Here is a 15,205-nt window from a genome sequence, read left to right on the forward strand (position 1 = left end):
CGATGTCCGACGACAAGAAGCTGCTCGACTACCTCAGGCGCGCCACCGCGGACCTCGGTGACGCCCGGAGGCAGCTGCGCGAGGCCGAGCAGGCCCGCCACGAACCGATCGCCATCGTCTCGATGGCCTGCCGCTACCCCGGCGGCGCCCACACGCCCGAACTGCTGTGGGACCTGGTGAGACGCGGCGCCGACGCGGTGTCCGGCTGGCCGGTTAACCGCGGCTGGGACCTGGACGGCCTCTACGACCCGGACCCCGAGCGGCCCGGCACCTCCTACACCCGGCACGGCGGATTCCTGCACGACGCCGCCGAGTTCGACGCCGAATTCTTCGGGATCTCGCCGCGCGAGGCGCTGGCCACGGACCCCCAGCAGCGGCTGGTGCTGGAGACCGCCTGGGAGGCCGTCGAACGGGCCGCCATCGACCCCCGCGCGCTGCGGCGCACCGGCACCGGCGTCTTCCTCGGGGCGATCGGCAACGGCTACGGCGCCGGCTCCCGCCACCTCCCCGACGTCCAGGGCCTGCTGGACACCGGCACCGCGAGCAGCGTGGTCTCCGGCCGGATCGCCTACACCCTGGGACTCGAAGGGCCCGCGGTGACCGTCGACACGGCCTGCTCGTCCTCGCTGGTCGCCCTGCACCTGGCGATCCGGGCGCTGCGGGCGGGCGACTGCACGCTGGCCCTGGCCGGCGGGGTGTCGGTGATGGCGACCCCCGACGCGTTCGTGGCGTTCAGCCGGCAGCGCGCGCTGTCGGCCGACGGCCGCTGCAAGGCGTTCGGCGCCGGTGCGGACGGCACCGGCTGGTCCGAGGGCGTCGGCGTCCTGCTGCTGGAACGCCTCTCGGACGCCCGGCGCAACGGGCACCCGGTGCTGGCCGTGGTCCGTGGTTCGGCCACCAACCAGGACGGCGCCAGCAACGGCCTGACCGCGCCCAGCGGCCCGTCGCAGCAGCGGGTCATCCGGGCGGCGCTCGCGGACGCGGGCCTGACGGCGTCCGAGGTGGACGTGGTGGAGGCGCACGGCACCGGCACCACCCTCGGCGACCCCATCGAGGCGCAGGCCCTGCTGGCGACGTACGGTCAGGGGCGGCCGGCCCGGCAGCCCCTGTGGCTGGGCTCGCTGAAGTCGAACATCGGCCACACCTCGGCGGCGGCGGGGGTGGGCGGCGTCATCAAGATGGTGCTGGCCATGGCGCACGGCGAACTGCCCCGGACCCTGCACGCTGACCGGCCGACACCGATGGTGGACTGGTCGTCGGGCGCCGTGGAACTGCTCTCCGAGGCCCGCGTCTGGGACGACCGGGGCCGTCCGCGCCGCGCCGGGGTGTCCGCCTTCGGCGTCAGCGGCACCAACGCGCACCTGATCCTGGAACAGGCCCCGGCGGAGGAGGCCGAACCGGCGGCCGAAGCCGGAACCGCGGCGGGTACGGACGCGCACCCGCTCCCCTGGGTGCTGTCCGGGCGCACCGAGGAGGCGCTGCGGGAGCAGGCGTCCCGGCTGCTGACGCACCTGGGCACCCGCCCCGGACCCCTGCGGGCCGGCGGGACCGGCCGCGCCCTCGCCCTCACGCGTACGGCCTTCGAGCGGCGGGCCGTGATCGTGGGCACCGGCCCGGAGCAACTGCTCGACGGGGTCAGGGCGCTGGCCGAGGGCCGGTCGGTGCCGGGGCTGGTGCGGGGCGACGGCGTCTCGTCGGGCCGCACGGTGTTGGTGTTTCCGGGTCAGGGTTCGCAGTGGGTGGGGATGGCTGTGGAGCTGCTGGCTGGGTCGGTGGTGTTTGCGGGGCGGATGGCGGAGTGTGAGCGGGCTTTGTCGCCGTTTGTGGATTGGTCGTTGGTGGAGGCGTTGGGGTCGGGGGAGTTGCTGGGGCGGGTTGATGTGGTGCAGCCGGTGTTGTGGGCTGTGATGGTGTCGTTGGCGGAGGTGTGGCGGTCGTTCGGTGTTGTTCCGGATGCGGTGGTGGGGCATTCGCAGGGTGAGATCGCGGCTGCGTGTGTGGCGGGTGGTTTGAGCCTGGAGGATGGGGCTCGGGTGGTGGCGTTGCGTTCGCGTGCGGTGGGGGTGTTGGCGGGTCGGGGTGGGATGGCGTCGGTGCCGCTGCCGGTGGACGCGGTACGGGAGCGGATCGCCGGGTGGGATGGTCGTCTGTCGGTGGCGGCGGTGAACGGACCTTCGTCCACGGTGGTGTCGGGTGATGCGGACGCGGTCGCGGAACTGGTGGCGGAGTTCGTGGAGGAGGGGGTGCGGGCGCGCCTGATCGAGGTCGATTACGCCTCGCATTCTTCGCATGTGGAGGAGATTCGTGAGCAGTTGCTCGCGGATCTGGCCGGGGTGGCGCCGGGCTCGGGTTCGGTGCCGTTCTTCTCGACGGTGACGGGTGGCTGGCTGGATACGAAGGCTCTGGATGCGGAGTACTGGTACCGCAACCTCCGGCAGACCGTCGAGTTCGGCAACGCCACGGACACGCTGCTCGGGGAGGGCTTCCGGTTCTTCGTGGAGCCCAGCCCGCACCCCGTGCTCACCTTCGGCGTGCAGCAGAGCGCCGACGCGGCCGGTGCCGCCGACTCCGCACAGGGCCCCGCCGTGGTCGTGGGCACGCTCCGGCGCGGCGAGGGAGGCCTCGACCGCTTCCTGACCTCCCTCGGAGAGGCCCACACGGGCGGGCTGCCGCCCGACTGGGAGCGGGTGTTCGCCGGACACCGCACGGACGGCGTCCCGCTGCCCACCTACCCGTTCCAGCGCCGTCCGTACTGGCTGGAGGACACCGGCCCGGCGGCCGGCGGCACCTCCGGCACGGCCTCCGGGGACGACGACTTCTGGGAGGCCCTGGGCGGGGGCGACCTGGACCGGTTCACCACCACCCTCGGGGTGACCCCCGAGGACCCGCTGAACGTGGTGCTGCCCGCGCTCGCCGGCTGGCGCACCGCCCGCACCGAGCGCTCGGTCGCCGACTCCTGGCGCTACCGGGTGACCTGGCGCGCCCTGCCCGAGGCCCCCCCGGCCGCCCTGGGCGGCACCTGGCTCGTCCTGTCCTCGGAGGGCCAGTCCGAGGACGCGGCGCGCCGCGCGGAGGCCATCGCCGACGTTCTGGAGCGGGCCGGGGCCGCCGTGGTCCGCGTACGGCTCGCCGAGGCGGAGGCCGACCGGACCGTACTGGCCGACCGGCTCCGCACGGCTCTCGACGCGCTGCCCGGTGAGGCGGCCGGGGTGCTGTCGCTGCTGGGCCTCGACGAACGCCCGCACTCCGCCCACCCCTCCGTCCCCCTGGGCACCGCGCTCAGCCTGGCCCTGGTGCAGTCCCTGGGCGACGCCGGGATCGACGCCCCGCTGTGGTGGGCGACCCGGGGCGCGGTATCGGTCGCGGGCGAGGACACCGGCAGCCCGGTCAGCGCCCCGCAGCACCTCCTCTGGGGTCTGGGCCGGGTCGCCGCACTGGAGTTCCCACAGCGCTGGGGCGGTCTGATCGACCTCCCGGAGACCCTGGACACCGACACCGCCGCACGCCTGTGCCGGGTCCTGGCCGGCGGGATCGGGGACGAGGACCAGGTCGCCGTACGCGCCACCGCCTGCCACGGCCGCCGGCTGGTCCGGTCCGCCCTGGGGGACAGCGCGCCGCGGCGCGACTGGCGGCCCGGGGGCACCGTGCTCATCACCGGCGGCACCGGCGGTATCGGCGCGCAGATCGCCCGCTGGCTGGCCCGGCGCGGCGCCGGACACCTGGTGCTGGTCAGCCGGCGCGGCCCGGACGCGCCCGGCGCGCCCGAGCTCTCCGAGGAACTCGCCGCGCTCGGTGCCCGCGTCACCGTGGCCGCCTGCGACGTCGCCGACCTGGAAGCGCTGCGCGCCCTGAAGGACGGCCTCGAAGGCGACGGCCACCGGATCGGCACCGTCTTCCACGCCGCCGGCGCCGGGTCGCTGGTGCCGCTGCCCGACACCGACCTCGCCGAGTTCGCCGAGACCCTGCACGCCAAGGCCGGCGGGGCACGGAACCTGGACCTGCTGTTCGACAGGGACACACTCGACGCGTTCGTGCTGTTCTCCTCCATCTCCGGGGTGTGGGGCAGCGCCGTCCACGGCGCCTACGCCGCCGCCAACGCCTACCTCGACGGCCTCGCCGAGGACCGCCGGAGCCGCGGCCTCGCCGCGACCTCCGTCGTGTGGGGGATCTGGAACCCCGAGGGCGGCGCCGGGATGGCCGCCGCACTCGTCGAGGAGACCCTGCGCGGCCACGGCGTGCTCTTCATGCCGCCCGCCACCGCGATCAGCGGGCTCCAGCAGGTCCTGGACCACGACGAGACGGTGGTCGTGGTCGCCGACATCGACTGGGAGCGCTTCGCGACCGTCTTCACCTCGGCGCGCCCCAGCCCGCTGATCGCCGAACTCCCCGAGGTCCGCTCCGCGCTGGCCGCCGAACCGGAGCCCGACGGGGCGGCCAGGACCGCGGGGGCCTCCGCCGAGCTGCGCGAGCGGCTGGAGCCGCTGCCGGCGGCCGAGCGGACCCGGGTGCTCGTCGACCTGGTCCGCACGCACGCCGCCGCCGTCCTCGGGCACGACTCGCCGGACGCCGTCGCCCCCGGCCGGGCCTTCCGCGACCTGGGCTTCGACTCGCTGACCGCCGTGGACATGCGCAACCGCCTCAACACCGCCACCGGCCTGCGGCTGCCCGTCACCGTCGTCTTCGACTACTCCTCCGCCACGGCCCTCGCCCGGCACCTGGAGACCGGACTGCTCGGCGCCGCCGCGGCCCCCGCCGCGGTCGGCCCGCCCCCCGCGATCGTGGCCGCCGCGGACGACGACCCGATCGCCATCGTCTCCATGAGCTGCCGCTACCCCGGCGGGGTCCGCACCCCCGAGGAGCTGTGGCGGCTGGTCGCCGACGGGCGCGACGCGGTCTCCAGCCTGCCCGACGACCGCGGCTGGGACCTCGACGCCCTCTACGACGCGGACCCCGACCGGCCCGGCAGGAGCTACGCCGCCGCGGGCGGGTTCGTCCGCGACGCGGACCGCTTCGACCCCGCCTTCTTCGGCATCTCGCCGCGCGAGGCACGCGCCATGGATCCGCAGCAGCGGCTGCTGCTCGCCACCTCCTGGGAGGCGATCGAACGCGCCGGCATCGACCCGACCTCCCTGCGCGGCACCCCCACCGGCATCTTCGCCGGCGCCTCCTACCAGGGCTACGGCGGCAACCTGCGGGACGTCCCCGAGGAACTGGAGGGCCTGTTCATCGCGGGCATCTCCACCAGCGTGCTGTCCGGCCGGGTCTCCTACCAACTGGGCCTCCAGGGGCCTGCCGTGACCGTGGACACCGCCTGCTCCTCGTCGCTGGTGGCGGTCCACCTGGCCGCGCAGTCGCTGCGTTCGGGTGAATGCCGGCTGGCCCTGGCGGGCGGCGCCACCGTGATGGGCACCCCACTCTCCTTCACCGGCTTCAGCCGGCAGCGCGGCCTCGCCGAGGACGGGCGCTGCAAGTCCTTCGCGGCCTCCGCGGACGGCTTCGGCATGGCCGAGGGCGTCGGCCTGCTGGTCCTGGAACGCCTCTCGGACGCCCGCCGCAACGGCCACCCGGTCCTCGCGGTGCTGCGCGGCTCGGCGATCAACCAGGACGGCGCGAGCAACGGGCTCACCGCGCCCAGCGGCCTGGCCCAGCAGCGGGTGATCCGCGACGCGCTCGCCAACGCCCGCCTGTCGGCCGCCGACGTGGACGCCGTCGAAGCCCACGGCACCGGCACCCGGCTCGGTGACCCGATCGAGGCCGACGCGCTGCTGGCCACGTACGGCCAGGACCGGCCCGAGGGGCGGCCGGTGTGGCTGGGGTCGCTGAAGTCGAACATCGGGCACACCCAGGCCGCCGCCGGGGTCGGTGGCATCATCAAGATGGTGCTGGCCATAGGGCACGGGCAGCTGCCGCAGACCCTGCACGTCGACCGGCCGACCCCGAACGTCGACTGGACGGCCGGCGCCGTCGCCCTACTCACCGAGGCCACCCCCTGGCCGGAGACGGGACGCCCGCGCCGGGCCGGGGTGTCCTCGTTCGGCCTCAGCGGCACCAACGCCCACGTGATCATCGAGCAGCCGCCCGCCGAGTCGGTACCGGCCGGGGCCGCGTCGGGCGGGCCCGCATCGGTCGAATCCGCAGCCTTAGCAGCCCAGTCGGTGCCCGCCGACGCAGGCGCACCCGACCCGCAGGCCGTGCCCGTCGCCGTGCCGTGGGTGCTGTCCGGGGCCGGCGCCGAGGCCCTGCGGGCCCAGGCGGCCCGGCTGCACGCGCACCTGACGGAGCACCCGGAGATACCGTCCGCCGACGTCGGTTACTCGCTGGCGACCACCAGGACCGCCTTCGACCACCGCGCCGCCGTCGTCGGCGAGGATCGGGCCGCCCTGCTGGACGGTCTGGCCGCGCTGGCCGCCGGCGAGCGCGCTCCCGGCCTGGCCCAAGGCACCGTCGCCGGAGCGTCCCGGACGGTCTTCGTCTTCCCCGGCCAGGGCTCCCAGTGGGCCGGTATGGCCCGCGAACTCCTGCTGCACGCACCGGTGTTCGCCGACCGGATCGAAGCCTGCGAACGCGCCCTCGCCCCGCACCTGGACTGGTCGCCGCTCGCGGTCCTGCGGGACGAACCCGGCGCGCCCCCGCTGGACCGGGTGGACGTGGTCCAGCCGGTGCTGTTCGCCGTGATGGTCTCGCTGGCCGAGCTGTGGCGGGCGCACGGCGTCACCCCCGACGCCGTCGTGGGCCACTCCCAGGGCGAGATCGCCGCCGCCTGTGTGGCCGGCGCGCTCTCGCTGGAGGACGCGGCCCGCATCGTCGCCCTGCGCAGCCGGGCCCTGCTGGCCCTGACCGGCCGCGGCGGCATGCTGTTCGTACCCCTGTCGGCCGACGCCGTACGGGACGCCCTCGCCGCCTACGACGGCGCCCTCGACGTCGCCGCCGTCAACGGGCCGACCTCGGTCACCGTCTCCGGCGACCCCGCCGCCCTGGAGCGGCTGTGCGCACAGTACTCCGAGGCGGGCGTGCTGACCTGGCCGGTCCCCGGCGTGGAATTCGCCGGGCACTCCGCGCAGGTGGAGGAGATCCGGGAGGAACTGCTCACCCTCCTCGCCGGCACCGCGCCCCGCACCTCCGACGTCCCCTTCTACTCCACGGTCACCGGCGGCCCGCTCGACACCCGCGGCCTGGACGCCGCGTACTGGTACGACAACCTGCGCCGGCCCGTCGAGTTCGGGCGGGCCGTCGACGCGCTGATCGCCGACGGCCACCACACCTTCGTCGAATGCAGCACCCACCCCGCCCTGACCGTCTGGATCCAGCAGGCCGTCGAGGCCGCCGGGGCCTCCGGCGGAGCCGTCGTCGGCACGCTGCGCCGCACCGAGGGCGGCCAAGCCCGCTTCCTCACCTCGCTCGCCGAACTCCAGGTGCGCGGAGTGCCGGTGGACTGGGAGGCGGTGTTCGCCGGGACAGGCGCCCGCACCCGGCCGCTGCCCACGTACGCCTTCCAGGAGCAGCGCTACTGGCTCGACCCCGTCACCCCCGACCCGTCCGCCGCCGTCGCCGCGGCCGGCACCGGCCCGGCCGACTCCGGGTTCTGGGAGGCGGTCGACCACGGAGACCTCGACGCCCTCGCCACCACCCTGCGCGTCGAAAACGGCGAACTGCGCGCCGCCCTCGCCTCCCTGGTGCCCACCCTCGCCGACTGGGCGCGCGGCCGGCACAGCGACCGGACCGCCGACAGCTGGCGCTACCGGGTCGCCTGGAAGCCCCTGCCGACCGCCGGACCGGCCCGCCTCACCGGGAACTGGCTCGTCGTCACCCCGGCCGGTCACACCGCCCACCCGGCCGTCGCCTTCGCCACGGACGCCCTGCGCGGACACGGCGCTGTACCGGTCCTCGTCGAAGCGGGCCCCGACGCGACCGACCGGGCCCGGTTCGCCGTACAGCTGCGCGAAGCGCACGAACGGGCAGGCGGGCCGCCCGCCGGGGTGCTGTCCCTGCTCGCCCTGGCCGAAGAACCGCACGGCGACGGCTCGGCCCTGCCCCTCGGGCTCACCCTGACCGTCGGCCTCCTCCAGGCGCTGGGCGACCTTGGCGCCGACGCCCCGCTCTGGTGCGCCACCCGCGGCGCCGTGTCGGTCGGCCGCTCCGACCCGATCGACAGCACCCTCCAGGCCCTGGTCTGGGGCCTCGGCGGGGTCGCCGGGGTCGAATACCCGCAGCGCTGGGCGGGACTGGTGGACCTGCCGCAACGCCTCGACGACCGGGCCGCCACCCGGCTGGCCGAAGCGCTCACCGGCCCGGACGGCGAAGACCAGCTCGCGGTACGCGCCTCCGGCGTCTTCGGCCGCAGGCTCGTCCACGCCCCGCTCGGCGACACGCCCCCGGCCCGCGACTGGACCCCCGAGGGCACCGTCCTCATCACCGGCGGCACCGGCGGCCTCGGTGCCCAGATCGCCCGCCGCCTCGCCCGCACCGGCACCGCGCACCTGCTGCTCACCAGCCGCCGCGGAGAACACGCCCCCGGCGCGGCCGACCTGCTCACCGAACTGCGCGCCCTCGGCGCCGAGGCCACCGCGGCGGCCTGCGACGTCGCCGACCGCGCAGCCCTCGCAGACCTGCTCGCCGGCATACCGGACGAGCGCCCGCTGCGCGCCGTGCTGCACACCGCGGGCGTCCTCGACGACGGCGTGATCGACTCGATCACCCCCGAGCGCGCGGCCGGCGTCCTGCACCCCAAGCTGGACGGCGCCCGCAACCTCGACGCCCTCACCCGCGACCTCGACCTCACCGCCTTCGTGCTGTTCTCCTCACTGGCCGGCACCCTCGGCGGCACCGGCCAGGGCAGCTACGCCGCCGCCAACGCCTACCTCGACGCCCTGGCCCGGCACCGCCGCGACCTCGGCCTCCCCGGCACCTCGGTCGCCTGGGGCCTGTGGGGCGGCGACAGCCTCGCCTCCGGAGCCGTCAGCGAACGGCTGATCCGCGACGGCCTGCCCGCCATGGACCCCGCCACCGCCACCCTCGCCCTGCAACGGGCGCTCGACCACGATGACACCGCCGTCCTCATCGCCGACTTCGCCTGGGACCGCTTCACCCGGGCGTTCACCGCCCTGCGGCCCAGTGCCGCCCTCGCCGACCTGCCCGAGGTGCGGGCCGTACGCGACGCCGCGCAGGGGTCCCGTACGGGCGACGGCGCCGAGCCGACGGCCCGGCGGCTGGCCGCCCTGCCCCCGGCCGAACTCGACCGGGCCCTCCTCGACCTGGTCCGCACCGAAGTCGCCGCCGTGCTCGGCCACCCCGGGCCCGAGGCGGTGGGACCCGACCAGGTGTTCAAGGACATCGGCTTCGACTCGCTGACCGCCGTCGACCTGCGCAACCGGCTCGCCGAAGCCACCGGACTGCGCCTCTCGGTGACCCTCGCCTTCGACTACCCGACCGCCACCGTCCTCGCCGGCCACCTGCGCGGCGAACTGCCGGGCACCGACACCGCGGCGGCGCCCGCCGACGCCGGACGGGCACCCGTACCGGCGGCGGCCGTGGCCGAGGACGAGGCCATCGCGGTGGTCGCCATGAGCTGCCGCTATCCCGGCGGCGTCAGCACCCCCGAAGAGCTGTGGGACCTCGTCGCCACCGGGCAGGACGCCATCTCCGGCTTCCCCACCGGCCGCGGCTGGGACCTGGACGGCCTCTACGACCCCGACCCCGAACGGGTCGGCAGCACCTACGCCCGCGAAGGCGGCTTCCTCCACGACGCCGACCGCTTCGACCCCGCCTTCTTCGGGATCTCCCCGCGCGAGGCGCTGACCATCGACCCCCAGCAGCGGCTGCTCCTCGAACTCTCCTGGGAGGCGTTCGAGCGGGCCGGCATCGACCCGCTGTCCCTCAAGGGCAGTGACAGCGGCGTCTTCGTCGGATGCAGCCACCACGACTACGGCTCGCGCGTCACCGAGCCCTCCGAGGAGTTCGAGGGCTACCTCGGCATCGGCAGCGCGGGCAGCGTCGCCTCCGGCCGGATCTCCTACAGCCTCGGCCTCGAAGGGCCCGCGGTCACCGTCGACACGGCCTGCTCCTCGTCGCTGGTCGCCGTCCACCTCGCGGCCCGGTCGCTGCGGGCCGGCGAGTGCTCGCTCGCCCTCGCGGGCGGGGTGACCGTGATGTCGACACCAGGCGCCTTCGTGGAGTTCAGCCGGCAGCGGGTGCTCGCCGAGGACGGCCGCTGCAAGCCGTTCGCCGCCGCCGCCGACGGCACCTCCTGGGCCGAGGGCGCCGGACTGCTCGTCCTGGAACGCCTCTCGGACGCCCGGCGCAACGGCCACCCGGTCCTCGCCCTCGTCCGCGGCTCCGCCGTCAACCAGGACGGCGCCAGCAACGGCCTCACCGCCCCCAACGGCCCCTCCCAGCAGCGCGTCATCCGGGCGGCGCTCGCCGACGCCGGGCTGGCCGCCTCCGAGGTGGACGCGGTGGAGGCGCACGGCACCGGGACCCGGCTGGGCGATCCGATCGAGGCCCAGGCGCTGCTGGCCACCTACGGCCGCGAGCGCGGCGCCGCACAGCCGCTGTGGCTGGGGTCGCTCAAGTCGAACATCGGCCACAGCCAGGCCGCCGCCGGAGTCGCCGGCATCATCAAGATGGTCCAGGCCATGCGGCACGGGGCGCTGCCGCGCACCCTGCACGTCGACAGCCCGACGCCCTTCGTGGACTGGACGGCCGGAGCGGTCCGGCTGCTCACCGACGACACCCCCTGGCCGGAGACCGGCCGGCCCCGCCGGGCCGCGGTGTCCTCCTTCGGAGTCAGCGGCACCAACGCCCACACCATCCTCGAACAGCCCACGGACGCACCGGAACCAGCCCTGCCGGGGGGCCCGGCCCCGGCCGTCGTGACCGGCCCGGCGCAGGAACGGGCCGCCGTCACCGAACCGGCCGCCCCCGACGCGCCCGCCCTGCCCTGGCTGCTGTCCGGGCGGAGCGCGGACGCGCTGCGGGAGCAGGCCGGGCGGCTGCTGCGGTACGTGGCGGGCGCCCCGCACCTCGCCGTCGCCGACCTGGGCCGCGCCCTGGCCCTGCACCGCAGCGCCTTCGAGCACCGGGCCGCCCTCACCGGCACGGACCGGCAGAGCCTGCTGGACGCGCTGGACGCCCTCGCCGCCGGCGAGCCGTCCGCGGACCTGGTGCGCGGCGTCACCGGCCCGGCCGGCAAGACCGCCTTCCTCTTCCCCGGCCAGGGCAGCCAGCGGACCGGCATGGGCGCGCAGTTGTACGCCCGGTTCCCCGTGTTCGCCGACGCCTTCGACGCGGTCTGCGCCGAACTCGACCCGCTGCTGGACCGCCCCCTGCGGGAGGTGATCGACGCGGCCCCCGGCGCCCCGGGCCACGGACTGCTGGACCGTACCGAGTACACCCAGCCCGCCCTGTTCGCCCTCGGGGTCGCGCTGTTCCGGCTGGTCGAGCACTGGGGCGTACGCCCCGACCTGCTGTTCGGCCACTCGGTGGGTGAACTGGCCGCCGCGCACTGCGCCGGGGTGCTCACGCTGCCCGACGCGGCGGCGCTGGTGGCCGCGCGGGGACGGCTGATGCAGGCCCTCCCGGCGGGTGGCGCGATGTTCGCCGTCGCCGCGGGGGAGGAGGAGGTGCTGCCGCTGCTTGCGGGCCGCGAGAAGGAAGCCGGCGTCGCCGCGGTCAACGGCCCGGCCTCGACGGTGATCTCCGGCGACGAGGCGGCGGTGGCCGAGATCGCGGGCGCGCTCGCCGCGCTCGGCCGCAAGACCCGCCGGCTGCGAGTCTCGCACGCCTTCCACTCGCCCTTGATGGAGCCGATGCTCGAAGGGTTCCGCGAGGTCGCCGCCCGCATCGTGCCGGCCCCGGCCACGGTCCCCGTCCTCTCCGACCTGACCGGCGAACCGGTCACCGCCGAGCAGTTCGGCTCCCCCGACTACTGGGTGGAGCACGTGCGCGGCACCGTACGGTTCCAGGACGGCATCCGCCGGCTGCAGCGCGAGGGCGTCACCGCCTACCTCGAACTCGGACCCGACGGCGCGCTCACCGCCATGAGCCAGGACTGCCTGGCCGACACCGCCGACACCGCGAGCGGCATCGGTGCCGGCGACGGCGCGGGCGGGCCCGTGCTGGTGCCACTGCTGCGCAAGGACCGGCCCGAGGGGCCCGCCGCGACGGCCGCCCTGGCCCGGCTGCACGTCGCGGGCGTCCCGGTGGACTGGCAGGCCCTGCACCCCGGCGGCCCGTCCCGCGCCGCCGCAGGCCTGCCGACCTACGCCTTCCAGCGCGACGCCTACTGGCTGGAGGGCGGCCCGGCCACGGCCGGACTGCCCGCCGCCGGACTGATGGCGGTCGACCACCCGCTGCTCGGCGCCGGCACCGAACTCGCCGACTCCGACGGCTTCCTCTTCACCGCCAGGTTCTCCGTCCGCACCCACCCCTGGCTCGCCGACCACGGGGTCTACGAGGGCGTGCTGTTCCCCGCCACCGCCTTCCTGGAACTCGCGGTCCGCGCGGGCGACCAGGTCGGCTGCGACCAGGTCGAGGAACTGACCCTGGAAGCACCGCTGGTGCTCCCGGCGGGCGGTGCCGTCGCACTCCAGCTCACCGTCGGAAGCCCGGACGCCTCCGGCACCCGACCGCTCAGCGTCCACGCCCGGGCCGCCGACGACGGCCCCGACGCCCCCTGGACCCGGCACGCGAGCGGCCTGCTCACCCCCGCCGGGGAACCCGTACCGGCGACCGCACCGGACGACCCGGCCGCCCCCGAGGCCTGGCCGCCGCCCGGTGCCGTCCCGCTCGACACGGAAGGCCTGTACGACCGCTTCGCGGGCGGCGGGTTCGCCTACGGGCCCTCGTTCCAGGGCCTGCGCGCGGCCTGGCGGCTCGGCGACGAGGTGTACGCCGTCGCCACCCTGCCGGACGGGCAGCAGCCGGACGCCGCCGCGTTCGGCCTGCACCCGGCCCTCCTGGACGCAGCCCTGCACGCGCTGGCGTTCGACGTACTGGAGGGTCCCGCGCAGGGCTGGCTGCCGTTCTCCTGGAACGGGGTGCGCCTGCACGCCTCCGGCGCCACCGAACTCCGGCTGCGGCTGACCCCCACCGGCCGCGACGCCGTCGCCGTGCGGGCGACCGACGCCACCGGGCGGCCGGTCCTCTCGGCCCGCTCCCTCGTGCTGCGGCCCGTCTCGCCCGACCGCTTCAAGGCCACCCGCACCGGACACCACGAAGAGCTGTTCCGCCCCGAGTGGCAGCCCCTGCCCGCACGCGCCGGCACGGCGGCGGGCACCGTCCACGGCCCCGAGTCCTGGACCGTGCTCGGCACCGGTACCGGCACACCCCGTCCCGGCGCCGCACCGCTGCCCGGCCGGGCGGTCACCGACCTCGCCGCGCTGACCGCCCTGCTCGACGCCGGCACCCCGGCGCCCCGGCTGGTCCTGGCGCCCTGTCCGCCCGCCACCACCCCGTCCGCACCGCCCGGCACCCTGCGCGACGCCGTCCACGACGGCCTCGGCACGCTCCTCGCGCTGCTGCGCGGCTGGCTGGCCGAGGAGCGCCTGACCGGTTCGAAGCTGGTCCTGGTCACCTCCGGCGCGGTCCCGGTGACCGGCGACGACGTCCCGGACCCGGCCCTGGCCGCACTCTGGGGCATGGTCCGCTCGGCCCAGACCGAGAACCCCGACCGCTTCGTCCTGCTGGACCTCGACGCCGCCCACGCCGCCCCGCCCGCCGTCCTCGCCGAGGCCCTCGCCTCCGGAGAACCCCAGCTCGCGGTCCGGGCCGGGGCCGTCCACATCGCCCGGCTGGCCCGCGTACCGCTGGCCGCCACCGGACGCACCCCCGGCTGGGACGGCGACGGAACCGTCCTCATCACCGGCGGCACCGGCGCCATCGGCGCCCACGTCGCCCGCCACCTCGCCGCCGAACACGGCGTCCGGCACCTGCTGCTCACCAGCCGCAGCGGCCCCGCCGCCGAAGGCGCCGCGGAACTCCTCGCCGAACTCGCCGCCCTGGGCGCGCACGCCGAGATCACCGCCTGCGACGCCGCCGACCGCGACGCCCTCGCCGCCCTGCTCGCCACCCTGCCCGCCGCCCACCCCCTGACCGGGGTGGTGCACGCCGCGGGCGTCCTCGCCGACGGCGTCGTCGCCACCATGACGTCCGAACAGCTCGGCGACGTCCTGCGCCCCAAGGTGGACGCGGCGGTCAACCTGCACGAACTCACCGCGGGCATGGAGCTGACGGAGTTCGTCGTGTTCTCGTCCATCGCCGGCGTCTTCGGCGGCATGGGCCAGGGCAACTACGCCGCCGCCAACGCCTTCCTCGACGCCCTCGCCCACCGGCGCCGCGCCGACGGACTGCCCGGCCGCTCCCTCGCCTGGGGCCTGTGGGCCAACAGCACCGGCATGACCGGCGGCCTCACCGAGGCCGACCTACGACGGATCGCCCGCGGCGGCATCGTCGCCTTCGACCCCGCCCAGGCACTCGCCCTCTTCGACACCGCCGGCACCCTCGACGACCCCGTGGTCCTCCCGCTGCGGCTCGACACCGCGGCCGTCCGCACCCAGGCGGCGAGCGGCGGCGTCCCCGCCCTGCTGCGCGGCCTGGTACGCCCCGCCGCCCGGCGCGGCGCCGCGGGCCCCGCCGCCGGCACCGGCACCGACGGACCCGAAGCACTGAAGCAGAGGCTCGGATCCCTCAACGAAACCCAGCGCGGCCGGGTCCTCCTCGACCTGGTCCGCTCCCACGCCGCCCTGGTCCTCGGCCACAGCGGCCCGGCCGCCGTCGAGCCCGGACGCGGCCTGCTGGAGGTCGGCTTCGACTCGCTGACCGCCGTGGAACTGCGCAACCGGCTGCGCGCCGCCACCGGCCACCCACTGCCGGCCACCCTGCTCTTCGACCACCCCACCCCGGCCGCGATCGCCGGACACCTCGCCGCCGAACTGGTCCCCGACGCCGGACCCGCACCGGCCCCCGGCCTCGCCGAACTGGACAGCCTGGAAAGCGCCCTCGACGGCGGCGTCGACGACCCGGCGGACCGCGAACGGCTCGCCGCCCGGCTTCAGGAACTCCTGGGTCGCCTCGACCCGGCCGCCACGGTCGGCCGCGACGGCACGGGCGCCGACTCCATCGAGGACCGCATGGACGGCGCCAGCGACGACGAACTCTTCGACCTCATCGACAACGAACTCGGCCTGTCATGACACCGACCCGACACGCG

General features: G+C 76.1%; 1 protein-coding gene. It reads left to right on the forward strand.

Features of this window, described 5'->3' with window-relative positions; genetic code table 11:
- The first annotated feature begins 2 nt into the window (after nucleotides 1-2).
- Entirely contained in the window at nucleotides 3-15,188 is a 15,186-nt protein-coding gene (locus tag ACFW2G_RS18415; protein WP_384680970.1) for a type I polyketide synthase, read from the forward strand.
- Nucleotides 15,189-15,205: the final 17 nt, after the last annotated feature.

Origin of the sequence: Streptomyces sp. NPDC058880, from assembly GCF_042742535.1 — a bacterium.
Classification (GTDB): Bacteria; Actinomycetota; Actinomycetes; order Streptomycetales; family Streptomycetaceae; genus Streptomyces.

Excerpts from the sequence above, each read along its gene's own strand:
- ACFW2G_RS18415 (WP_384680970.1), top strand. The coding sequence starts at position 3 with ATGTCCGACGACAAGAAGCTGCTCGACTACCTCAGGCGCGCCACCGCG.